The sequence below is a fragment of the Methylorubrum subtropicum genome, from assembly GCF_038442325.1.
GTDB lineage: Bacteria > Pseudomonadota > Alphaproteobacteria > Rhizobiales > Beijerinckiaceae > Methylobacterium > Methylobacterium subtropicum.
The window spans coordinates 96,545-118,967 of sequence record NZ_JBBXMW010000007.1 but is presented as its reverse complement, the minus strand read 5'-3'; the positions used below and the strand labels follow the sequence as shown (position 1 = coordinate 118,967).

The window sequence follows — 22,423 nt, the reverse complement described above, 5'->3', positions numbered from 1 at the left end:
CTCGGCAAAACATCGGATGATGGCTTCGACTTCGGCTAGAAGCGTTGCAGCGGCCGAGCTGTTCGAAGTGGCCGCGGCGCCGGCAGGGCGCCGCCTGGAGGATTGACGGTGATGACCAGACACGGGTTCAGGATGCTCGTGGCGGCCGGCTTGACGGCGCTCGCCGGCGGGGCGCAGGCCGCGCAATGCGGCAACACCGCCGCCGGGTTCGAGGCCTGGAAGGACGAGTTCGCCGCCGAGGCCCGCGGCCGGGCCAGCGCCGCGAGCCTGCAGGCGCTCCAGGGCACCTCGTATTCCACGGCGACGATCTCGGCCGACCGCGGCCAGAAGAGCTTCAAGCTCTCGCTCGACCAGTTCCTGGCCAAGCGCGGCGGCAACACCATCGTCTCGCGCGGGCGTGCCCTCAAGGCGCAGAACGCGGCGCTCTTCGCCTCGATCGAGCAGCGCTACGGCGTGCCGCCGGGCCCGCTGATCGCGATCTGGGGCATGGAGACCGGCTTCGGCGCCGTGAAGGGCAACGTCAACACGCTCTCGGCGGTGGCGACGCTCGCCTACGATTGCCGCCGCTCGGCCTTCTTCACCGACCAGCTCTACGCCGCGCTGAAGCTCGTGGATGCCGGCATCATCACGCCGAGTACCCGCGGCGCCGCCCACGGCGAGGTCGGCCACACCCAGTTCCTCCCGAAGAACGTCCTCACCTACGGCGTCGGCGGCAGCCTCGATAGCGCCCCCGTCGCCCTGAACTCGACGGCGAACTTCCTCAAGGGTCACGGTTGGCAGCGCGGCGCGGGCTACCAGCCCGGCGAGCCGAACTTCGCGGCGATCCAGGGCTGGAACGCGGCCGGCGTCTACCAGCGCGCCATCGCGATCCTGGGCGCGCGCATCGACGGGCAGTAAGCCGTCACGGCGGGCCGTTCCCGGCCCGCCGTTCCAACCGCTCGGCCACGAGCCGTTGCAGGCTCCACAGATGCCGGTCGCGGATGCCGAGCGCCGCGCAGGTCTCCGCGGTGCGGAACAGGTACTCGGCGCTGGGGCCGAGATGCCCGCAGGCCGTCGCGATGAGGTCGGCCAGCGCCGCGTCCGGCAGGCGGCCGGTGTAGCGCTCGCTCGAGCGGTTCGCCACGAAGGTGAGCGCCGGCAGCGGTCCCCCCTCGGTCGCGACGCTGACCCAGCGGGCCTCGTAGCCCTTGCCCTTCATCTCGCGCCGCCAGACCGGCATCAGCGTCGCGTGCGGGTCGGAATCGTCGAGCCGGAACGCGACGCCCCGGCACAGCCCGCCGGGCTCCAGCGCCAGCACGAGCCCCGGCTTATCGAGCGTGCCGCGGAACCGGTGCTGCAACAGGCAGAACCGCCGGTGCCAGCCCCGCACCGTGCCGACGCGCTTTTCCGTAAACGCGAATTCCGGATTCCATAGCAGCGAACCGTAGGCGAACACCCACAGGCCCCCCTCGGGCGAGAGGCGGCGCGCCAGCATCGCGGCGAGATCGGGCGCCATGTCCTCGTCGGTGAGGAGCGCCAGCGCCGACGGGTCGTCCGCGATCTTCCGGGGGTGGGCGCGGGCGATGAGGTCGAGGGAGAGGGCGGGGGAGGGGGGACGAGGCGGCATGGGCCGGGAGCGGACCATTCCGGGCGGCGCCGCGCAACCCGTGGCGGCTCAGGGCCGCCACGAAGATGGCTCATGGAACGCCGCTGCATCGCCCTCCCCCCTCCGCGGGGGAGGGTGGGCCTCGGGTAAGCGAGGGGCGGGAGAGGGGAGCGACGCTTCCGGAGATCCCTGGACGATGGCGGCCAAGCGGCGCCGTCGCGCTGCCCCTCTCCCGTCCGCTCCGCGGACACCCTCCCCCGCGGAGGGGGGAGGGTTCAGGCCGGCGCGCTTGCCGTATCCAACTCCGGAAACGGCTCACTGCGATGCCCCTCGCACACGTCGTCCTCATCGCGCAGCACGCTGAGCGCGCCGCCGTCGTCCCGCACCACGATCTTTGGCCGCTCCGGCTTCCCGAAAGTCCGCCCGTACATCCGCGTCCTGACGCAGTAGAGCCGCCGCCCGCCATCCTCGAACGGGCCGGCGAGGCGGCTGTGCTCCAGCCGCACCGGCAGCAGCGACACCGAGCCGAACTCGACCTGCCCCAGCGCCAGGGCGGCGATGCGCTCGCGCAGGGTGCCGGCGGGGGCGCCCGTCGCGGGGGGCGGCGCGGTCGTGGTGCAGGCGCCGAGCCAGACGGCGAGCCCCGCCGCGCCCCACACCCCGCTGCTGCGCATCGCCGAATCTCCCGCCCCGCGAGAAGCGTAGCCGTTTCGAGCCCTGCGTGAAACGGGCCCGGCGGCGCGGGGGGCCATCCCGAACACCCGAAAAGCCCCTATCTTCCCCCCATGCAATGGATCGACGAGGGCCTCGTGCTGGGCCTGCGGCGGCACGGCGAGACGTCCGTCGTGCTCGAACTGATGACGCCGGAGCGCGGGCGCCATCTCGGGCTCGTCCATGGCGGGCGCTCGCGGCGGATGCAGCCGGTGCTTCAGCCGGGCAACCTCGTGCGCGCGACGTGGCGGGCCCGGCTCGACGGGGCGCTCGGCGCCTACACGGTCGAGCCCCTGCGCTCGGAGGTGTCGCGGCTGATGGGCTCGGGGCTGGCACTGTACGGCATCGGTCATCTCTGCGCCCTGCTGCGGCTGCTACCGGAGCGCGACCCCCATCCCGATCTCTACGAGGCCGCGCGGGTGCTGATCGAGCATCTCGATTCCCCCGCCATCGCCCCGGCCCTGATGGTGCGGTTCGAACTTGCGGTGCTGGCCGGCCTCGGCTTCGGGCTCGACCTTGCGCACTGCGCAGCGACGGGCGCCAACGACGCGCTGATCTACGTCTCCCCGAAGAGCGGGCGGGCGGTCAGCGCCTCGGCGGGCGAGCCGTACCGCGACCGGCTGCTGGCCTTGCCCCCCTTCCTGCGCGACCGCGACCAGCCCGGCAGCGGCTGGCGCACGCCCGACGCCCACGACGTTCGGGAGGGGTTTACCTTGACGGGGTATTTCCTCGATCAGCACGTCTGGCGCCCCCGCGCGCTGGCGCCGCCGGAGGAGCGGGCACGATTCGTCGCACACGGCACTGGCCAGGGGTGACGATGTTCGTGCTATGTTCTTCGTGATTCTTTTGTGCAGCGCGGACGGCCGAGGCCGCCCGCGCTGCGCCCGGCGAACGTTCGCCGCCCCGCATTCGCGGGGGCGGACGACGAAGGGTCGTCGTCCGGTTTAGTAAGTCGTGGAGTGAACGATGGGCCAGCCCGTCCTGCCGCCGCCGGGCGACGGCATCGAGAGCGTCGAGCTGAAGACGGCGCTGGAAGAGCGCTACTACGCCTACGCGCTCTCCACGATCATGCAACGCGCGCTGCCGGACGCCCGCGACGGCCTCAAGCCCGTGCATCGGCGCATCCTGCACGGCATGAACCTGCTGCGCTTGAACCCCACGGCGGCGTTCAAGAAGTGCGCAAAGATCGTCGGCGACGTGATGGGTGACTTCCACCCCCACGGCGATCAGGCGATCTACGACGCGCTGGTGCGCCTCTCCCAGGACTTCGCCCAGCGCTACCCGCTGGTCGATGGCCAGGGCAATTTCGGCAATATCGACGGCGACGGCCCCGCCGCCTACCGCTACACCGAGGCGCGGCTGACCGAAGTCGCCCGGCTGCTGCTAGACGGGATCGACGAGGACACGGTCGATTTCCGTCCCTCCTACAACGGCGAGAAGGACGAACCGGTCGTTCTCCCCGCGGCCTTCCCGAACCTGCTGGCCAACGGCAGCCAGGGCATCGCGGTCGGCATGGCGACCTCGATCCCGCCGCACAACGCCGCCGAACTCTGCGACGCGGCCCTCTACCTGATCCAGAACCGCGAGGCGTCGTCCGAACAGCTCTGCACCTTCGTCCAGGGCCCGGACTTCCCCACCGGCGGCATCCTGATCGACACGCCCGAGACCATCCGCGAGGCCTACCGCACCGGCCGCGGCGGTTTCCGGGTGCGCGCCCGCTGGGCCAAGGAGGATCTGGGCCGCGGCACGTGGAACATCGTCGTCACCGAGATTCCCTACGGCGTGCCGAAGGCCCGCCTCATCGAGAAGCTGGCCGACCTCCTCCAGGAGAAGAAGCTGCCGCTCTTGGCCGACGTGCGCGACGAATCGGCCGAGGACGTGCGCGTCGTGCTGGAGCCGCGCTCGCGCTCGGTCGATCCGGTGATGCTGATGGAATCGCTGTTCCGGCTCTCCGAGCTGGAGGCGCGGGTTCCGCTCAACCTCAACGTGCTCGTCGGCGGCGTGGTGCCGCGCGTGATCGGGCTCGCCGAGTGCCTGCGGGAATGGGTCGATCACCGCCGTGTCGTGCTGCAACGCCGCTCGACCTACCGCCTCGGCCAGATCGACCGGCGCCTCGAAATCCTGGGCGGCCTGCTCATCGTCTATCTCGACCTCGACGAGGTGATCCGCATCATCCGCGAGGAGGACGAGCCCAAGCCCGCCCTGATGGCCCGGTTCGAGCTGACGGAAGTCCAGGCCAACGCGATCCTCGACACCCGCCTGCGGTCGCTCCGTAAGCTCGAAGAGATGGAGCTGAAGCGGGAGTTCGACGCGCTGACCGCCGAGAAGGCCGGCATCGAGGCGCTGCTGGGCTCCGAGAAGCTTCAGTGGTCGGAGATCACGAAGCAAATCCGCGCGGTGAAGAAGACCTTTGGGCCGGACACGAAACTCGGCAAACGCCGCACCACGCTCGAAAACCCGCCGGACACGGCCGGCATCGACTTCACCGCGGCCATGGTCGAGCGCGAGCCGATCACGGTGATTCTCTCCGAAAAAGGCTGGATTCGCGCGCTCAAGGGCCACGTCGCCGACCTGTCGGGCGTCGCCTTCAAGGGCGACGACACGCTCAAGGTGTCGTTCCCGAGCGAGACCACGCAAAAGCTCCTGCTGCTGGCCTCCAACGGCAAGGTCTTCACCATCGAGGCCTCGAAGCTGCCGGGCGGGCGCGGCTTCGGCGATCCGGTGCGGCTGATGGTCGATCTCGACGACGGCACCGAGATCGTCGCCGCCCTGCCGTACAAGCCGGACAGCAAGCTCCTGCTCGCCTCGTCCGACGGGCGCGGCTTCATCGCGCCCTCCGACGCGCTGGTGGCCAACACCCGCAAGGGCAAGGCGATCCTCGGCCTCGACGACGGCGCCAAGGCGGTGCTGCTGGTGCCGGCCGAGGGCGACCACGTCGCGGTCTGCTCCTCGGACAAGCTGATGCTGGTGTTTCCGGCCTCCGAACTCACCGAACTCGCCCGCGGCAAGGGCGTGCGGCTGCAACGCTGCCGCATGAGCCATCTCGCCGACGCCTGCGTGTTCACGCTCACCGAGGGCCTGCCCTGGCGCGACGGCTCGGGCCAGACCAAGGTCGCCAACGCCGCCATGCTGGAAAAGTGGATCGGCCACCGCGCCGAGGCCGGCCAGCTGATGAGCCGCAGCTTTCCGAAGTTCGAGCGGTTCGGGAAGTAGGGGGCAAGGCAGGGTTCTCCCACCCAACCCCCTCATCCTGAGGTGCGAGCCGAAGGCGAAGCCTCGAAGGAGGGCTCCAGGGATCGCGTGATACACGGGAGACCTCCTTCGAGGCTGCTTCGCAGCGCCTCAGGATGAGGGTTTTGGGTTGGATAAAGCAGAGTATTGCACCGGATCGGACTTCGGAAGCCAAGTCGAAAACGCTGACGCCCTCTCGAAAATCTCGCACCGATCCGGCGAAAACTCCGATCGAAGCCGGCGCAACTCGAGATTTAAAATTCACCCGATCCGAATGCAACTCAGATTGCAATCCCCCCACGCGATCGTAAAACTTCTCGTCGCGTCGCGGGGGCAATGCACATGCCGGAACAACCGTTTTCCCTGACGGGGAGCCAAGTCCTCGTCGCTCTCGCGGTGTGCGGCATCATGGGGATGCTGGGCCAGGGCGTGCGCGCCATCGTCGGCCTCAAGAATGCCGGCTCGCTGAACGGCACCGGCGGCACCCCGCAATCGCCGTTCGACGCCGCCTATCTCGCGCTCAGCTTCATGATCGGCGCCATCGCCGGCATCCTGGCTGGCCTCGTCACCGGCCTCGACCAGTTCACCACCGCCCTGACGCTGCAAAAACTCCTGGCGATCGCGGCCTCCGGCTATGTCGGGGCGGATTTCGTCGAGAACTCGATGTCGCTGGTGCTGCCCAGGAGCGCGCCCGCGCCGCAGGCCCCGTCGGCACCCCCGTCGGCACCCGCGCTGCCGGTTCCGAGCCCGGCGCCGGCCGACATCGCGCCCGTGGCCCCGCCGCCCGTCCCCACGCTCGCGCCCGCCGCGGCCGACCGCTTCACCGCAGCCCTCCACGCGGTCGCGCCGCGGGTCGATCTCGGCAAGTGGGGCCGCCCGCTGGAGGACGCCTTCGCGAAGTTCGATTTCGGCACCGACCGCCGGCAGGCGGCGGCCATCGGCCAGTTCCTAGTCGAGGCGGGCGACGCGCTCAGCGAGGTCGTAGAAGACCTGTACTACACCCATGTCGAGGCGGTGATGCGGGCGTTCGGGCCGCACTTCGCCAGCGAGGACGAGGCTGCGCAGTTCCTGCGCGATCCGCGCAAGCTCGCGAACCGCGTCTACGCCAACCGCCTCGGCAACGGCGACGAGGCCTCGGGCGACGGCTACCGCTATCGTGGGCGGGGCCTGATCCAGCTCACCGGCAAGGACGAGTACGCGGACTTCGCCAGAAGCATCGGCCAGACCCCGGAACAGGCCGCCGATCTCTGCGAAACGGCGGAGGGCGCCGCGCTGTCGGCCTGCTGGTATCTCGCCACGCGCCAATGCCTGCCGCCCGCCGACGCCTGGGACATCCGCCTCGTCACGCGGCTGGTGAACGGCCCCCGGATGCTCGGGCTCGCCCAGCGCACCGCATATTCGGACGCGATGCTGGCGCGGCTTCGGGGTTAGGGGGCAAATCCGGCCCGGCCGCATTGGGGCGCGCGAGTCACGGCGCAGACACGCAAATGTCGAGCTATCGTCCGCAATGCCTTTCAAGTTGTATTAGCGACTAATATTTAAAGATCGACCAAGCAAAAGGCTCCTGCCCGCCCTCCTCGACGCCGGGCTACGTCAGTTGCACCACGGATACGATCCGGGACTACACTGCCCGCAAGGCGAATACGATGATCCGCTTCCCGACGATGGAACGGTCGATCATGCCGATCGACAAGGTGTCGGGCGCGATCCGCGTCTACGCCGGGACCGGCACCGATCCCGACGCCGACATCAAGGCCCGCGCGCTCACCGTGCTCGACGACAAGGACGTCGCCATCGTGGTCGTCCCGTCGATGAACGACCTCGCGTTCCTGCCGGTGCTGACCAAGCTCCATGTCGGCGCGGGTTCGAAGACGCTGCGCAGCTTCACCATCGCGGTCCAAGCGAGCGACGCCCGGATCTGCTGATCGCTCCCGATCCCTCGCGCTCGCGGCCGGATCGCATGGGCACGCCCGCTTGACATAGATGCGGTCTGCATCTTAGTTATTCGCACGACGAGAATAAGGGGCCGTCATGAGTGAGGACGCGTTTCTCGCCGCCTACGATCCGGACGCCTACGGGCGTCTCGCGCTCGCCGTCGATGTGGTCCTGATGGGGATACGCGACGGCCGCCCGGCCGTGATGCTCGTGAGGCGCGAGGAGCCGCCGCAGGCCGGGCTCCGGGCGCTGCCCGGCGGCTTCGTCGGCGTGACGGAGACGCTGGATGCGGCCGCCGCGCGGGTGCTGCGCGAGAAGGCGGGGCTCTCGGACCTCCACCTCGAACAGCTCTACACCTTCGGCGCGATCGACCGCGATCCGCGCATGCGCATCGTCTCGGTCGCCTATCTCGCGCTGCTGCCGGAGGCGGCTTTCACGGCAGCCGCCCGCAACGGCGCGGGGCTGCTGCCGGCCGTCATCGACGTGCCCTGGGCCGGCGAGGCGGGCGGCCCGGTCACGGTGCGGGATGCGGGGGAGGGCGGCCCGCTCGCCCTCGCCTTCGACCACGCCGACATCCTGGCGCTCGCCATGCTGCGGCTGCGGGGCAAGCTCGACTATTCGGCCGTCGGCTTCGCGCTGCTGCCCGAGCGCTTCACCCTGCGCCAGCTCCAAGAGGTGCACGAGGCGATCCTCGGCACATCCCTCAACAAGCCCGCCTTCCGCCGCCGGATGCTCGACCGCAGCTGGCTCGAACCCACCGGCGTGCGCGAGGCCGGCACCTCGTTCCGCCCGCCCGAACTCTACCGCTTCCGCCGACCCCGCTGATCCGCATCGTCTTCTTCCGAAAGCCGGCCACCACCTTTCGGGACGATGCTCAAGGAGGACACCATGGCCACGATCCGCAATCTCGGCCCGGTCGCCCAGCTGCGCAGCGAGGCGAGCCGGCACGTCATCCGCTACCGCAACGGGCGCGTCCGCCAGAGCGGGCGGGGCCTCGTGTTCTGGTTCCGCCCGGAGACGGCGAGCATCAGCGAGGTGCCGATGGACGACCGCGAGATGACCCTGTTCGTGCGCGGTCGCAGCCGCGACTTCCAGAGCGTGACGGTGCAGGGCACGATCGGCTGGCACGTCGTCGATCCCGAGCTTCTGGCAAGCCGGATCGACTTCTCGATCGGCCTTGGGAGCGGCCGGTTCCAGGGCGAGCCGATCGAGCGGATCGAGGCGCGGCTGTCGGGGATCGCCGGTCAGGCGATCCTCCAGCACCTCGGCGCGAGCCCCGTGCGCGCCCTGCTCGACGCCGGGCCGGAGCCGCTGCGGCTGCTGCTCGAAGCGGTGCTGACGCAAGCCCCGGCGCTCGCCGAGATCGGCGTCGCGCCGGTCTCGGTGCGGCTCACCAACCTCGCGCCGACGAGCGAGCTGGAGCGCGCCCTGCAGACCCCGACCTTCGAGGCCCTGCAGCAGAAGGCCGACGAGGCGACCTTCGCCCGGCGCGCGCTGGCGGTCGAGAAGGAGCGCGCCATCGCCGAGAACGAACTCGCGACCCGCACCGAATTGGCGCAGCGCGAATCCGGCCTCATCGCCCGCGAGGCCGAGAACGCCCGCGACCGGGCGGCGGGCCTGGCGCAGGCGCGCGGCCTGGAGGCGGCGGCGGAGGCCGAGCGCATCCGTCTCGTCGAGGGGGCGCGGGCGGAAGCCGAGGCGCGGCGGGTGGCGGTCTACCGCGATCTGCCGCCGACGACCCTGCTCGGGCTCGCGGCGCGCGAGCTGGCGGGCAAGCTCGACACGATCGAGCACGTCACCGTCACGCCCGATCTGCTGGCGAGCGTGATGGGCGAGTTCCGCCGGGCGGCGGCCCCGCTCACCGCCCCCCGCTGAGGACGCGACGCGATGGCGGCGATCCCCCCGCGCGCCGTGTTCGTCACCCGCGACACGGATTACGAGCTGCTGCTCGCCCGGCACGCGACCCGCGGTCAGGCCAAGTTCTTCCTGGAGAGCCGCGGGCAGTCGCTCGGTGAGGTCGAGGACCGCCACGCCCGCTTCCACGCGGTGCTGGGCCGAGCCCGCGCCGCGGTGCCGGGGGAGTGGCGCCAGGCGCTGGCCCGCCGGGCCGACCTCGACCGGTTCCTGTTCGCCCCGGAGGACGTCGTCGTCGCGGTGGGCCAGGACGGGTTGGTCGCCAACGTCGCGAAGTATCTCGACGGGCAGCCGGTGATCGGCCTCAACCCGGCGCCGGACCTCTACGACGGCGTGCTGGCGCGGGTCGCCGTCGAACGGCTCGGGCCCCTGCTGCCCGCGAGCGTCGCGGGCGCCGCGCCCATCGAGCGGCGCACCATGGTGCAGGCGGTGATCGACGGCGGGCAGCGGCTGCTGGCGCTCAACGAGATCTTCGTCGGCCACCGCAGCCATCAATCGGCGCGCTACCGCATCGCGGCGGGCGCGGCGGCGGAGGACCATGCGTCGAGCGGGCTCATCGTCGCCTCGGGCACCGGGGCCACGGGCTGGGCGCGCTCGATCAGCGAGGCGACCGGCCTCGGCTTCCCCTTGGGCCCGGAGGAAGCGGCGGTCGGCTACTGGGTGCGCGAGCCGTTCCCGAGCGTGGCCACCGCCACGCGGCTGCGCGCGGGAAAACTGCTCGCGGCGGCGACGCTCTCGGTGGTCTCGCGGATGAACGAGGGCGGCGTGGTCTTCGCCGACGGCATCGAGCAGGACTTCATCGCCTTCGACTGGGGCCGGCAGGTCGAGATCGGGCCGGCTTCCGAGACGCTCAATCTGGTGACGCCGTAAGGGGGCGCCGCGCGCTTCGGCGTGAGGGGCGCCGGGCGGGCGCCCCTCGGGTGTCGGCTCACACCACGAAGTCGGCGTGGGTGAGCGCGGCCTTGTTGTCGAGGACGGCGAACTTCACCGCCGCCCCGCGGCCCGAACCGTCGGCGTCGTAGAACACCTCGCCGGTCGATTGCTTGTACAGGATGCGGTCGTCGGCATCGACCGCGCCGCGGTCGAGGTTCTTGAACGCGCTCTCGGCGAGTTGCCCCGTGGTCAGCGCCGAGAATACGGTCTTGCCCAGCAGGAACCGGTCCTCGGCGGCAAAGTCGGTGATGCGGTCGACGTTGTTGGCCCCGAGCGCGGTGGCGAACACGAAGCTGTCGGCGCCGCGGCCCCCGGTTAGCACGTCGTTGCCGCCCTTGCCCTCCAGACCGTTGGCGCCGGCATTGCCCACCAGCGTCTGGCCGAACTCGTTGCCCGCGAGGTTCAGCCGCGCCGTGCCCGTCGAGCCCAGCAGGCTCAGGTTCTCGATCTCCTGCCCGCCGGCGAGCGCGTAGTTGGCGGTCGAGAAGATGCGGTCGGAGCCGCCGCCCGCCGCCTCGAACACCCGGTCGGTCGAGCTGTCGACGAGGTAGAGGTCGTTGCCCGCCCCGCCCGTCATCCGGTCGGTGCCGGTGCCGCCCTCCAGCGTGTCGTTGCCGGCCCCGCCGTTGAGGGTGTCGTCGCCGGCCCCGCTCGTCAGCTTGTCGTCGCCCGCCCCGCCGTCGAGCGTGTCGGTGCCGTCAAGCGTCAGGAAGCGGTCGTTGCCGGACCCGCCGATGAGCGTGAGGTTGCCGATGCCCTGAGTGGTGGTGCCGTCGCCGACCAGCGTGGTCGTGCCCTCGACGCTCGTCATGACGAAGCTCAGCGCCGCGGTGGCGCCCGAGCGGTCGATGACCGCGCTGTCGCCGCCGGCCCCGCCGATCAGGGTGTCGACGCCGCCGGTGCTGAAGATCCGGTCGGCGCCGCCGCCGCCGTCGAGGCGGTTGTTGCCGGCGTTGTCGGTGAGCGTGTTGGCGAGTTCGTTGCCGGTGAGGTCGATCGAGGCGGTGCCGGCGAGCTTGAGGATTTCGACCGACTGACCGGCGGCGAGCACGTAGCTGACGGAGGTGCGCAGGGTGTCGGTGCCCTGGCCCGCCGTCTCGAACACGCGGTCGCCGACGTTGTCGATCGTGTAGCTGTCGTTGCCGGCCAGGCCGTAGAGGCTGTCGGCGCCGGCACTGCCGTCGAGGCCGTTGGCGCCGGCATTGCCGATCAGGGTGTTGGCGAGCTCGTTGCCCTTGAGGCCGAGGGGAGAGCTGCTGTTGGGGGCGGCGAGCTTGAGGGTCTCGATTTCCTGGCCGGCGGCCAGCGTGTAGCTGCCGGAGGAGATGACGGTGTCGTTGCCCTGTCCCACGGCCTCGAACACGAGGTCGTCCCCCCCTTCGACGATGTAGGTGTCGTCGCCGCCGAGGCCGACGAGACGGCTCGCGCCGCCGTTGCCGATCAGGGTCTGGCCGACGGAGCTGCCGGTCAATTCGAGAACCCCGCTGGCGCGATTGTCGGCGAACTTCAGGGTCTCGATCGTGGCGTTCGCCTCCAGCGTGAATCGGCCGGAAGAGATGACGGTGTCCGACCCGCTATCGAAGGACGATTCCGAGACCCGATCACCCGCCTGATCGACGTAATACGTGTCGTCTCCGGACCCGCCATACAGCGTGTCGGCGCCGGCCCCTCCATCGAGGATGTCGTCGCCATAGCCGCCGATGATCGTATTCTGAAGTTCGTTGCCGACGAGCTTGAAGGATCGCCCGCTGCTGACATTGCCATCCGCGGCGAGTTCTTCCACGCCCGACCCGCGTTCCAGCGTCCAGTCGACGGTCGTCGTGATCCGGTCGTTGCCCTCTCCGACGATCTCCACGACCCGGTCCTCGGTACTCGTGACCCGATACCGGTCGTCGCCCGCACCGCCGATCATGACGTCGGCCCCGTTGCCGCCATCCAGGGAGTCGTTGCCGAGGCCGCCTTCGAGGCGATCCGCGCCGTTGCCGCCCAACAGCCGGTCGTTACCGCCACCGCCGATCAGCGTATCGTCGCCGTCGAAACCCGTCAGCGTATTGCCCAACACGTTGCCGGTGATGACGTTGGCGAGGGCATTCCCGGTTCCGTTGACCGCCTTGTTGTCCGAATTGTATTCGATGCCGTCATCGAACAGCGTCAGATTCTCGACGTTGTCGCCGAGGGTCAGGCTGATCCTGCTGACGACGGTGTCGGTGCCGCCGCCCGCCGCCTCCTCGACGACATCGTTGAGGGATTGGACGAAGTAGCGGTCGTTGCCGGCCCCGCCGATCATCCGGTCGGGACCGAGCCCGCCATCGAGCACGTCGTCGCCGTCGAGCCCCTGAAGGGTGTTGGCGGCGTCGTTGCCGGTGATGGTGTTGTTCAGCGCGTTGCCGTTGCCCTTGAGGGCGGCGGTGCCGGTGAGGACGAGATCCTCGACATTCGCCGCCAGCGTCGCCGAGTAGGAGGCGTAGGCCGTGTCGCGGCCGGCTCCGGCCGCCTCGACGATCGTATCGGAGGGGCTGTCGATGTAGTAGGTGTCGTCGCCGACGCCGCCGCGCAGGATGTCGTCGCCGAGCCCGCCGTCGAGGACGTCGTTGCCGGCCCCGCCGCTCAGGTCGTCGGCACCGCGATAGCCGTACAGCGTGTCGTCGCCGGCCCCGCCATCGGCCTTGTCGTTGGCCGACGACAGCAGCACCACTTCGCCGGTGCCGTCGCCGACGAAGTTCTGGGCGCCGGAATGGGCCCGAACCTTGACGAGGAAGCTCTGGCTTTCGCCGGGCGTCGTACCTTTCAGGGCCGTGAGCGTCGCCCTGAAATCGCCGTCCCGGTCGTAATCGAGGCCCACCGCCACCGACTTCAGCGTGAATTTGTCGAATACATTCTTGTAGGTGATGGCGGCGGTTCCGTCGCCCTTCGACACGGACACGCCATCGACGACGGCGGCGTCGTTCGCGCTCCTCACGTTGAGGATGAGGAAGCCGGTCGCATCGATCGCATAGATACCGCCGCCGAAGCTGACGAAGCCGCCATTGGGGCTGAAGCCGGGCTTCCCGCTGGCCGGAAACTCGATCACGCTGCCGCCTTCCTTGACGAAGGAGAGCGACGTGACGCCGCCGCCGTCGAGCGACTTGAGGAAGGCGTCCTGCCGGCCGTTGGTGTCGTTCGCGACGAGGTTGGACGCGGTGCTCTGGAAGGCGACCGACCGGCCGTCTGGCGAGAGGACACCGTCGGTCGAATCGCCGTTGCCCGCCGTACCGGAAGCCGTCACGGAGACCAGCGTGAGCGCACCCGTGGCGATATCCTTCACGTAGACGTTCTTGAAGCCGGCGGTGTCGGTCGAGGAGAGGTTGGTGGCCGTGCTGCTGAAGACGACCTTGCTGCCGTCGGCCGACACGCTGACGCTGCCGGAGGCGCCGTTCGCCTGCGCGCCCGAGCCCGACTTGGACAGGAGCGTGACCTCGCCCGTCCTGAGGTTCTTCAGGAAGACGTCGGCGGCGCCGTTGACGTCCCCGGCAACCAGGTTGCTCGACGTGCTCACGAAGACGACGGCGGTGCCGCCGTTCACCGGATGGATTTCGCTGATCTGGCCGTTGCCTGCGCTCCCCGATGCGCTCGCATCGAGAGGGATCACGGTGCCGGTGTTCGTGGCGAATGCCGAGTAGACGATTTTTCCGGCCTCGTACCGCCCGGCTGCTGCCGCGATGGAGGATTGATCGTCCGCCACGATTTCAATGAGCGAAAAAGTATCGGACTCGAAAATGATTTTCGCCGTCCTGGCCTGCAAGTCGTACTGAACGATATTGCTGCTGCCGTCCGAGAAAACATCGGAGTATATTTGTGTGTAATAAAAATACTTTCCGTCCGGGGAAAAGGCCAGCGGAGTATTGCCATCGCCGTTCGTTTGGATGGTAAACTCTTCGCCGGTGGCCTTGTTCGTAATGATGAAATCGCTGGAGCCCGTATAGCGACTGGACAGGTTTCCATCCGCCGAAACAAAACCGTCGCTGCCACTCGATCCTGACGAGCCGCTGTAGCCCGCCCCCTCGAAGATCGGCAGCGGTGGATGAGTGAACGTATAAGTGAAGGGAGAGCTTGCCACGAAACGACCCCTACTTCGCAAAGCGTGCGGACATTCAACGCCGTGACGGTCAAGCTACTGTCGCTTCGAGCGCCGCCGCGGTTGTATCCGAGAATTTGCTACCTGACGAGGGTCGAAGGCGAGACGAAGGCGGAAATCCGGCGCGAAATCGGGCGGGTATGAACGATATCTCCGGATTTCGCCGTCCGGGCCGCCCGTCCTCGCCCCGGCTTCGGGCGGATCGCCCGCAATTCGGCGGTCGGCAGCCGGCCCCGACGGCCCGCACGGCGCTGCTCGCGCCGCCGTCGGCGGGCGGATCCCTCGGGGCCGGCCGGACGCTTCAGTCCACGCCGAACTTGAAGTTGAGTCCGACGCGGGCGAGGTCGCCCTCGGTCCTGATCCGGGAGACGCTGGTCTGCCGTGCCGGGCCGATCGACGGGATCTGCTCGAACGCGGCGACGATGGTGCGCGTGCCGAGGTCGTAATGCAGGTATTCGGCCTTGAGGGTCACGGCGGCGGCGCCGAACAGGTTCAGGACGCTGGTCGCGGGCAGCGCGACCTCGATGCCGCCGCCATAGGCGTAGCCGGTCTGCATGCCCCGGCGCCCGCCCGTGGTCACCGCATCGACGACCACCGGCCCGCCGGGGCAGTTGGCGCAGGTGCTGACCTGATCGACGCGCGAGCCGTAAGTCGTCTCGCCGTAGGCGAAGCCGCCGGTGCCGTAGACCAGCACGCGATCGAAGGCGTAGCCGAGCCGCCCGCGCACGGTGCCGAGAGTGCTCAGGCGCCCGCGCGCCTCGGCCTCGAAATCGTTCTGGATCGTGAGGCCGCCGCCGATCGGCTGCACGAAGCCGCCGCTGCCGGTGCGGCGCCGCCGCAGGTCGGTGTATTGCGCGTCGGCCTCGACGCCGACGACCAAGCCCGCGCCCGGCGTGAACTGGTAGTTGGCGCCGACCTGCCCGCCGCCGGTGAAGCCGCCGCTGTCGAGGCCGATCCGCTCGAAGCCGATCGCCGCGATCGCCTGCCGCGTGAAGCCGGTATCCGGGCCGTCGAGGGCGCGCGTGACGACGCGGTCGTGGCTCCAGGCGTAGCCGAGGTTGAACCCGCCGTAGAGCCCGGTCCAGGTGAAGACCGGCACCGGCGTGAAGACCGGCGGGGCGGCGCGCGCCGGCAGGTCCGCCGCGACGGCACCGCCCGCGCACAGGGCCGAGGCCAGCAGCGAGGCCGAGACGAGAAGACGACGCCGCATGATCCCCGAACCCTCAGAACAATCGTCGCGCCAAGTCCTTCGGCTGCGCCCCGAACCATCATTTGATCGATACAGCCACGCTTGTCGAGGCGGCCGGGCCGGGGCCCGAAATACAATTTTCGCGACGATCCTTGACGGTGTAAGCGCGCCGTCCGACGGCAGAACGCCCCGACCGTGAGGTCGGGGCGCTCGCCTTCTCAGGATCTTGTCCGCATCGGTCCGCCTACCAGCGGAAGATGTTGCGGTTCTGGTCGATCATGATCGCCCGCTGGGCGTTCGGGGCCGTCACGGCGGTGGCCCGGATGCCGCCGCCGAACTGCGTCCAGTTCGCGGTCGCGTTGTCGCCGGTCTTGCGCCACAGCGAGCCGTTGTTGGAGTTGATCACCGTCACGCTGCCGTCCGGCGAGGCCGCGACGTCGGCGACGTCGTTCCCGACCCGGACCCAGTTGCCGTTCCGGTCACCCCGATAGACCCACTTGTCGCTGCCGACGTGCCAGAGGCTGTTGGCGTTCATCACCGCGACCCGGCTGGCCCAGCCCGGCAGGCGGGTCCAGGCATTGGAGTTGTCGTTGGCCTGCTTGAGCCACAGCTCGCCGTTGCCGTTGGCGATCAGCACCGTGCCGTCCGAGGAGGCGCTGATCGAGCGGGCGTTGGTGCCGACCTGGGTCCAGTTCTGGCCGTTGTAGCGGTAGACGTTGTTGTCGAGGCCGATGCCGTACATCGTGTTGGCGCTGATGACGGCGATGTCTTGGAGCTGGATGCCCGGCATCTGGGTCCAGTTGCCGTCGCCGGTCGAGCGCCAGACCGACCGGTTGTCGGAGTTGTTGGTGACGAGCGTCCCGTCCGCTCCGATCGACAGGCGGGTCGAGGGGCCGCCGATCTGGGTCCACTGCCCGTTCGCGGCCGGAAGGCTGCCGCCCGATCCCCCGCCCGTTCCGCCGAGGGCGAAGCTCTGGTTGGCCCCGCCGTGGCAGCCCCAGCCGAACACGGCGGTGCCGGCCTGGGTCGAGGCGCCGGGGATATCGACGCAGAGGTTCGGCGCGTAGGCGGTGGAGAAGGCGCTGCCGCCGTTCTGGGCCTTGGCCGTCCACGCTTGGTTGGTGCCGCCGTGGCAGGCCCACTGGTAGACCCGCGTGCCGTTGCCGACGGGCAGCTTCTCCAGGCTGAGGTCCATGCACTTGCCGGTGGCGGCGTTGACCAGCGCCGAGCCGCCGTTGATCGCCTGGACCTTCCAGAGCTGCTCGTTGCCGCCGGTGCAGGCCTGCTGCGTGATCGCCGCGCCGTCGGCGTTGTTGCCGCCCGGGACCGTGAGGCAGAGGCCGGAATGGGCCGCCTTGAGGGTCATGCCGCCGGTGCCGGCGACGCTGCCGAGATCGGTGCCCGAGCCGGTGCCGGTGCCGGTGCCGCCCGTGCCGCCCGCCGTCCCGCCGGTGCCCGTGCCGCCGCCGGTGCTGCCGCCCGCGTTGCCGGCGACCGGGGTCGCGGATTGCGGGGGGGCGGCGACGTTGCCGACCGCCACGATCACGCCGGGCGAGGGCACGCCCTTCTGGTCGATGGCGACGAGCTGGTAGTAGCCGGGCGGGGCGACGGCGCCCGAGGCGGGGCCGCGCAGCGTCACCGCCGTGTCGGCCTGGGTGAAGGTCAGCGGGATGCGCCGCTGCGTCGGGTTGAAGCTGTGGGTGACCGAGCTGAGGCCGATCAGCACCACCTGCGCCACGCCGTTCTGCGAAGCGAACTCGAACTGCATCTGCGCGCCGTAGCCGAGCCGGTTGGTGTCGAGGCTGACGATCTGCGGCCGGGGGGCGAGTGCCGCCTTCCCGTTCACGCTGGTGAACAGGTAGGGCGGATAGAAGAACTCCGCGTTCTGGTTGGCGACCGGGCCGGGGGCGCCGCCGCCCGCGACCAGCAGGGCGCCGTTCTGGAGCAGGATCGCGCTCGAATGGTAGCCGCGATAGACCGAGCCCGAGGCGCCGACCGACCAGCGGCCGGTGTTCGGGTCCCAGAACTCGCTGGCCAGCACCACGTCGCCATCGCCGCGGTCGTTGTACTTGCTGCCGCCGGTGACGGCGACGGTGCCGGTCGGCAGCACGGTGGCGTTGGCCCAGCCGCGGCCGAAATTCATATTGTTGGTGTCGTTCACGGCCGGGCCGTTGCCGTTGATGTCGATCACGGTGGCGCGGTTGCTCGACAGGAAGCCCTCGCCGTTGGAATAGGCGTTGCCGCCGACCTGGAGGATCTTGCCCGGTGCGTACATCACCGCGGTGGAGGCGGGGCCGACATTCGGTGCGTCCGCCGCGTTGCCGACGTCGCGCTGGCCCTGCTTGAATTGTTGCGTCGTCACCGAGCCGTTGTTGGTGGTGTCGAGGTACCACATCTTCTCGGAGGAGATGCCGAACACCTTGCCGTTCGGGGCGATCCAGGCGCGGGGATACCAGAACCGGTTGTAGTCGGGCCCGAACGCGTCGCGGCTCTTGGCGCCGAACAGGCTGCGCCAGTTCTGGCCGTCGAATACCTCCGGCGTCATGCCGGTCATCCAACCCTTGTCGATGGAGCCCTGCGGATCGGCCCAGCCGCCGAGATAGGGGTAGGAGCCGCCTACGATCACCTGCTGGCCGTTCGGCAGGGTGAGCATGGTGGAGTAGTAGCGGTCGTTGGCGAGCTGCGCCCCGATGGCCGAGACGCCGTTGGCGGCGGTGTTGAGCACCGCGCTGCCCTTGTTGTTGCCGTCGTTGACGATGCCGCCCGACACGAGCAGCGAGCCGTCGGCCTGGAAGGCCTGGGCCGCGCAGAAGCTGTTGACCTTGGCCACGCCCCCCAGGGTGACGTGGCTGTTGCCGGACAGCCCCGCATAGGGGTCCCACACGTCGAAGGTGCGGCCGTCCTGGGTGCCGGGATTGCCGCCGGGCGTGCCGAACGAGACCACCTTGCCCGACGGCAAGAGGCCCATGTGGATCGCGTTCATCGGCCAGTCGCGCAGGCCCGACCACATGCCGACGGTCGGCGCCGCGTCGGGAATCGCGAGGTTCGACAGCAGCGGGTCCTGGACCGGGTTGACCACGATTCCGAACTTGGCGGCCTGCGCCGAAGTCATCAGGCCGGTGGCCAGCATCGTGGCCGAGAGCAGGGCGGTCCGGCGGGCACGCGCCCGGCCGGATGCCGCGTCGTGTCGCGTCATGTCGAGAACTCCGTCGTGGATCGTCAGAAGGGGGGAAGGGGAGGGGAAGGGTCAGAAGGTCGAGGCGGCCGGGGGCGCGCCGCGCGGGGGCCGTCCGAGCCCCTCCTCGAAGGTTTCGAGGGCGGTGAGGTCGGCGAGCAGCCGGGGGGCATCGAGGGGATCGCTGCCGTAGGTCATCGCGATCTCGCCGCGCCGGTCGAACACCAGCAGGGTCGGGGGCGGCTCGGGCAGCAGGCTCGCGGGATAGCGCAGCCGGGCCAGGATCGCCGCGGCGGAGGCCGCGTCCGTCTCGAGGAAGCGGAGCGGGGTGGTCGGCCCGACGAGCCCGTCGGCCATGGCGCGCAGGCGCCCCGCCCCGTCGCGGGCCGGATCGGTGCCGACCGCGAGGAAGCGCACCCGCTCCCGCAGCGGCTCGGGCAGGGCGCGGGCGAGCCGGTCGAGTTCCAGCGTGCGCACCGCACAGACGATGGTGCATTCGCCGTTCACGAACGCGACCACCACGAGCCGGTCGTGCAGGGTCTCGGCGGTGATGCGTGCGCCGTTCTGGTCGAGGCGCGGCGGGGATTCCGCCAGCGGCCGGAGCAGACCGGCGAGGTCGCTCGGGCGGGCCGCCTGTTCCGGCGCGGCGACGCTCGGGGCCGTCGTCGCGAGAACGAGGAAACCGAGGCTTGCCGCGAAGGTTTGTCTGATGAGCGAAGGCATCGGGCGGGTCGTCGAAGTCTTATCGAGTGGATGTGATGTGATCCTCGATCCTAGACGTTGACAAAAGGTGTGGCGCGTTTGCACAGGATGGTTTTGAAGGCGATAACCTGAACGGATTCTTGTTTTTTCAGCTCGTTCGACCAGAGAAAGCGCTTGGGTAAGGCTTCCAGAATCTTGCCGGGATGCGCGGGTCGGGCGTTCGATTCGACACGGCCGGGGTTGGGGTGAACGGGCGCCCCGGCCGGGCGGGGCCGCGATGGTTTCACCAAGTCCGGAGACGCGGTGCCGCCCCGACACCGTGAGCCGATCTCGTCCGACCTATGCTTGTTCAGGCTCGGGCGGCTCGACCGAAAAACCCCCCAAAAAACAATCGCACGGCGAAGACGGTGATGTGAAAGCAGCGCGCCGCCCGGTCCTATTGGTCGAGGTCCAGTCGTCGTCGGAGGGGGCGGCGCCCGCAACACCCCGTTAACCATAAATCCCTAACGTCGCCCTCGAACGATCGGATCGGGGCGCAAAGGCTCGTCGGCGGCATGAAGTGGGGGGCATTGGTCGTCGGAGCGGCGCTCGGCGGCGCCGTGGCCGGCGCGGCGCTCGCCGCCGAACCGCTGGGGGGGCCGGTCTCCGGCCTCAACCCGGACCATGTCGGCGTCGCACCCGCACCACGGCCCTCCGGCGGCATCGTGCTGCGCGGCACCGACCGCTTCGTCGGCGGCGAGGCCCCGGCGCGGGCGCCGCTCCCCGGCGCCCTGGTCAGCCTCAACCTCGTCGAGGTGCCGCTGGCGGAGGCCGCCAAGGCGGTGCTCGCCGATACTTTGGGCTGGGGCTACAGCCTCGATGAGCGCGCCGCCGGCACCATCACCCTCCAGACCGGCGGCCCGGTCACCCGCGACACGCTGCTGTCGATGTTCGAGACGGCGCTGGGCAGCCGCGGCCTCGTGCTGCGCCGCCGCGGGCGCACGGCGCAGATCGTGCCCTCCACCGGCGCGGGCGTGAACCCGGTCCAGGGCCCGGCCGCCGAATCGGGCGCCGTCACCGTGCCGCTGCGCTGGATCTCGGCCGCCGAGATGCAGGCGGTGCTGGGCTCCATCGCCCCGCGCGAGGTGGTGCTGCGCGCCGACCGCGCCCGCAACCTGCTGATCCTGTCGGGCGATGCCGGGCAGATCCGGGCGCTGCGCCAGACCATCGAGGTGTTCGACGTCGATTGGATGCGCGGCATGTCGACGGCGATGCTGCCGGTGCGCAGCGCCAACCCCCGGAGCATCGCCCGCGACCTCACCCAGATCTTCGGCGGCGAGGCGGCGGGCACGGGCGACCTGATCCGCTTCGTGCCGAACGAATCGCTGGGCGCCATCCTCGTGGTCAGCTCGCGCGCCGCCTATCTCGACCGGGCGCGGGCGTGGCTGGAGCAACTCGAGACCTTCGCCGCCGAGCGCGAGCGGCAGCTCTTCGTCTACCGGATCCAGAACCGCTCGGCCAAGGAACTCGCGATGGTGCTCCAGGGCGTCGTCGCGGCCGAGACCGGGATGTCGGTCGGCGGCGGGATGGGCGGCGGGTACGGCGGCGGCTTGAGCGGCGGCATGAGTGGTGGTTTGGGTGGCGGCTCGGGCGGCCTGATGGGGTCCGACCCGACCGGGCCCGGCGGCGGCAGCGGCGGGCTCAGTGGCGACCCGTCGCATGGCGGCTCTGGCAGCCTGCCGAGCCAGAACTCGGGCGGCTTCGGCTCCACGCTCGGCGGTTCGCCGGCGGGACAGGGTGGCGGTTTCGGCGGCGGCCCCTCGGGCGGGCTCGGCGGCGGCTTCGGCGCGGGCGGCGGCCTCGCGGGCGGCGGAGGCGGCACCCTCTACAGCGGCGCCTCGGCCTACGGCGGCACCGGCATGGAGAGCGGCTACGGCGGCGGCATGGGCGCACGGCGCGACGCCATCGGCATCGTGGCCGACGAGGCCAACAACAGCCTCGTCATCTCGGCCACCCGCAACCAGTACGACAAGATCCTGCGCATCCTCGGTCGCCTCGACGCGATGCCGACGCAGGTGCTCTTGGAGACCGTGATCGCCGAGGTGACCCTCAACGATGCGCTCCGCTTCGGCGTGCAGTGGTTCCTCAACAAGGGCGGGGCGCAGTTCAACAACGTCCAGGGCGACGTGGTCGGCCCGACGGGGCGCGGCGGCGGCACCGCCTCGCTGGTCAAGGCGGCGGTCGGCGGCGTGCCGGGCTTCAACTACCTCTTGAACGCCTCCGACTTCAACGTCGTGCTCAACGCGCTCCAGGGCGTGACGCGGGTCAACGTCATCTCGTCGCCCAATATCACCGTGCTCGACAACCGCACCGCCAAATTGCAGGTCGGCGATCAGGTGCCGATCGTGCAGCAGACCGGGCAGAGCGCGCTCTCGACCAACGCGCCGATCCTCAACCAGATCGAGATGAAGGACACCGGCGTCATCCTCTCGGTGACGCCGCGGGTGAACAAGAACGGCCTCGTGGTGCTCGACATCAACCAGGAGGTCAGCGACGTGGTGAAGACCACGACCTCCAACATCAACTCGCCGACGATCCGCCAGCGCCGCGTGGCGACGAGCGTCGCGGTCAACGACGGCCACAGCCTCGCCATCGGCGGCATGGTGCAGGAGAAGGCGCAGATCTCCAACGAAGCCGTGCCGGTGCTGGGCGATCTGCCCGTGATCGGTCAGGCCTTCCGCAACCGGATCGACGAGCGGGTGCGCACCGAACTCATCGTGTTCATCCGCCCCAAGGTGATCCGCGGCACGGCGGAGGCCGACCGCATCGCCGAGGATTTCCGCCAGCAGTTCAAGGCGATGATGCCGGTGAGGCCCGTGCCCGCGCCCCCGCCGATGTCGGTCGCGCTGCCGGGCCAGGAGGGGGTGCTGCGCCGGATGATGGAGTGAGGGCGCG

At 70.0% G+C, this 22,423-nt stretch carries 16 protein-coding genes; 10 read left to right on the top strand and 6 right to left on the bottom strand.

Translation table 11 applies throughout. From position 1 onward, the window contains the following. The first annotated feature begins 111 nt into the window (after positions 1-111). Entirely contained in the window at positions 112-897 is a 786-nt protein-coding gene (locus AAHG03_RS11940) for a lytic murein transglycosylase (RefSeq protein WP_342150890.1), read from the top strand. Between the two features lie 4 nt (positions 898-901). Here AAHG03_RS11940 and AAHG03_RS11935 read toward each other — a convergent pair whose 3' ends face one another. Beyond that, on the bottom strand, positions 902-1,606 hold the full coding sequence (locus tag AAHG03_RS11935) for a gamma-glutamylcyclotransferase (protein WP_342150889.1): 705 nt from the start codon (positions 1,604-1,606) through the stop codon (positions 902-904). Positions 1,607-1,860: 254 nt separating this feature from the next. After that, complete coding sequence (locus tag AAHG03_RS11930) at positions 1,861-2,259, bottom strand: hypothetical protein (RefSeq protein ID WP_342150888.1); 399 nt, start codon at positions 2,257-2,259, stop codon at positions 1,861-1,863. Positions 2,260-2,370: 111 nt separating this feature from the next. On the opposite strand from AAHG03_RS11930, the gene recO reads away from it, so the two are divergent. From recO to AAHG03_RS11895, 7 genes are all read left to right on the top strand, one after another. Further along, positions 2,371-3,111 carry a DNA repair protein RecO gene (gene recO / locus AAHG03_RS11925; RefSeq protein ID WP_342150887.1) on the top strand — a complete coding sequence of 247 codons (741 nt, stop codon included), beginning with the start codon at positions 2,371-2,373 and terminating at the stop codon, positions 3,109-3,111. 151 nt (positions 3,112-3,262) lie between these two features. After that, the gene (gene parC, locus AAHG03_RS11920; RefSeq protein WP_342150886.1) at positions 3,263-5,509 is read left to right on the top strand and encodes a DNA topoisomerase IV subunit A; all 2,247 of its coding nucleotides are present in this window, start codon (positions 3,263-3,265) and stop codon (positions 5,507-5,509) included. Positions 5,510-5,869: 360 nt separating this feature from the next. Continuing rightward, positions 5,870-6,958: a glycoside hydrolase family 19 protein gene (locus tag AAHG03_RS11915; RefSeq protein ID WP_342150885.1), complete on the top strand. Its 1,089-nt coding sequence runs from the start codon at positions 5,870-5,872 to the stop codon at positions 6,956-6,958. Positions 6,959-7,206: 248 nt separating this feature from the next. Continuing rightward, positions 7,207-7,452 (top strand): hypothetical protein, encoded by a 246-nt coding sequence (locus AAHG03_RS11910; protein WP_342150884.1) that lies wholly within the window; start codon positions 7,207-7,209, stop codon positions 7,450-7,452. A 106-nt stretch (positions 7,453-7,558) separates the two neighbouring features. Beyond that, on the top strand, positions 7,559-8,287 hold the full coding sequence (locus AAHG03_RS11905) for an NUDIX hydrolase (RefSeq protein ID WP_342150883.1): 729 nt from the start codon (positions 7,559-7,561) through the stop codon (positions 8,285-8,287). A gap of 63 nt (positions 8,288-8,350) precedes the next feature. Continuing rightward, a complete protein-coding gene (locus AAHG03_RS11900; RefSeq protein ID WP_342150882.1) occupies positions 8,351-9,337 on the top strand; it encodes an SPFH domain-containing protein in 987 nt (328 codons plus the stop codon). Positions 9,338-9,349: 12 nt separating this feature from the next. Next, positions 9,350-10,246, top strand: coding sequence for a diacylglycerol kinase catalytic domain-containing protein (locus AAHG03_RS11895; RefSeq protein WP_342150881.1), 897 nt, complete (start codon positions 9,350-9,352; stop codon positions 10,244-10,246). A gap of 58 nt (positions 10,247-10,304) precedes the next feature. Here the strand turns inward: AAHG03_RS11895 and AAHG03_RS11890 are convergent, their stop codons facing one another. After that, the gene (locus AAHG03_RS11890) at positions 10,305-14,030 is read right to left on the bottom strand and encodes a beta strand repeat-containing protein (RefSeq protein ID WP_342150880.1); all 3,726 of its coding nucleotides are present in this window, start codon (positions 14,028-14,030) and stop codon (positions 10,305-10,307) included. Here AAHG03_RS11890 and AAHG03_RS11885 point away from each other — a divergent pair. Continuing rightward, the gene (locus AAHG03_RS11885; RefSeq protein WP_342150879.1) at positions 14,016-14,327 is read left to right on the top strand and encodes a hypothetical protein; all 312 of its coding nucleotides are present in this window, start codon (positions 14,016-14,018) and stop codon (positions 14,325-14,327) included. The two genes, AAHG03_RS11890 and AAHG03_RS11885, sit on opposite strands and share 15 nt — an antisense overlap. A 397-nt stretch (positions 14,328-14,724) precedes the next feature. On the opposite strand, the gene AAHG03_RS11880 is transcribed toward AAHG03_RS11885, so the two are convergent. The 3 genes from AAHG03_RS11880 to AAHG03_RS11870 form a co-directional block, all read right to left on the bottom strand. Next, positions 14,725-15,633 carry an outer membrane protein gene (locus tag AAHG03_RS11880; protein WP_342150878.1) on the bottom strand — a complete coding sequence of 303 codons (909 nt, stop codon included), beginning with the start codon at positions 15,631-15,633 and terminating at the stop codon, positions 14,725-14,727. Between the two features lie 223 nt (positions 15,634-15,856). Beyond that, a complete protein-coding gene (locus tag AAHG03_RS11875) occupies positions 15,857-18,808 on the bottom strand; it encodes an RICIN domain-containing protein (RefSeq protein WP_342150877.1) in 2,952 nt (983 codons plus the stop codon). A gap of 51 nt (positions 18,809-18,859) precedes the next feature. Beyond that, positions 18,860-19,510 carry an SCO family protein gene (locus AAHG03_RS11870; RefSeq protein ID WP_342150876.1) on the bottom strand — a complete coding sequence of 217 codons (651 nt, stop codon included), beginning with the start codon at positions 19,508-19,510 and terminating at the stop codon, positions 18,860-18,862. Positions 19,511-20,043: 533 nt separating this feature from the next. Between AAHG03_RS11870 and gspD the strand changes: the two genes are divergently transcribed. Further along, positions 20,044-22,416 carry a type II secretion system secretin GspD gene (gene gspD, locus AAHG03_RS11865; RefSeq protein ID WP_342150875.1) on the top strand — a complete coding sequence of 791 codons (2,373 nt, stop codon included), beginning with the start codon at positions 20,044-20,046 and terminating at the stop codon, positions 22,414-22,416. Positions 22,417-22,423: the final 7 nt, after the last annotated feature.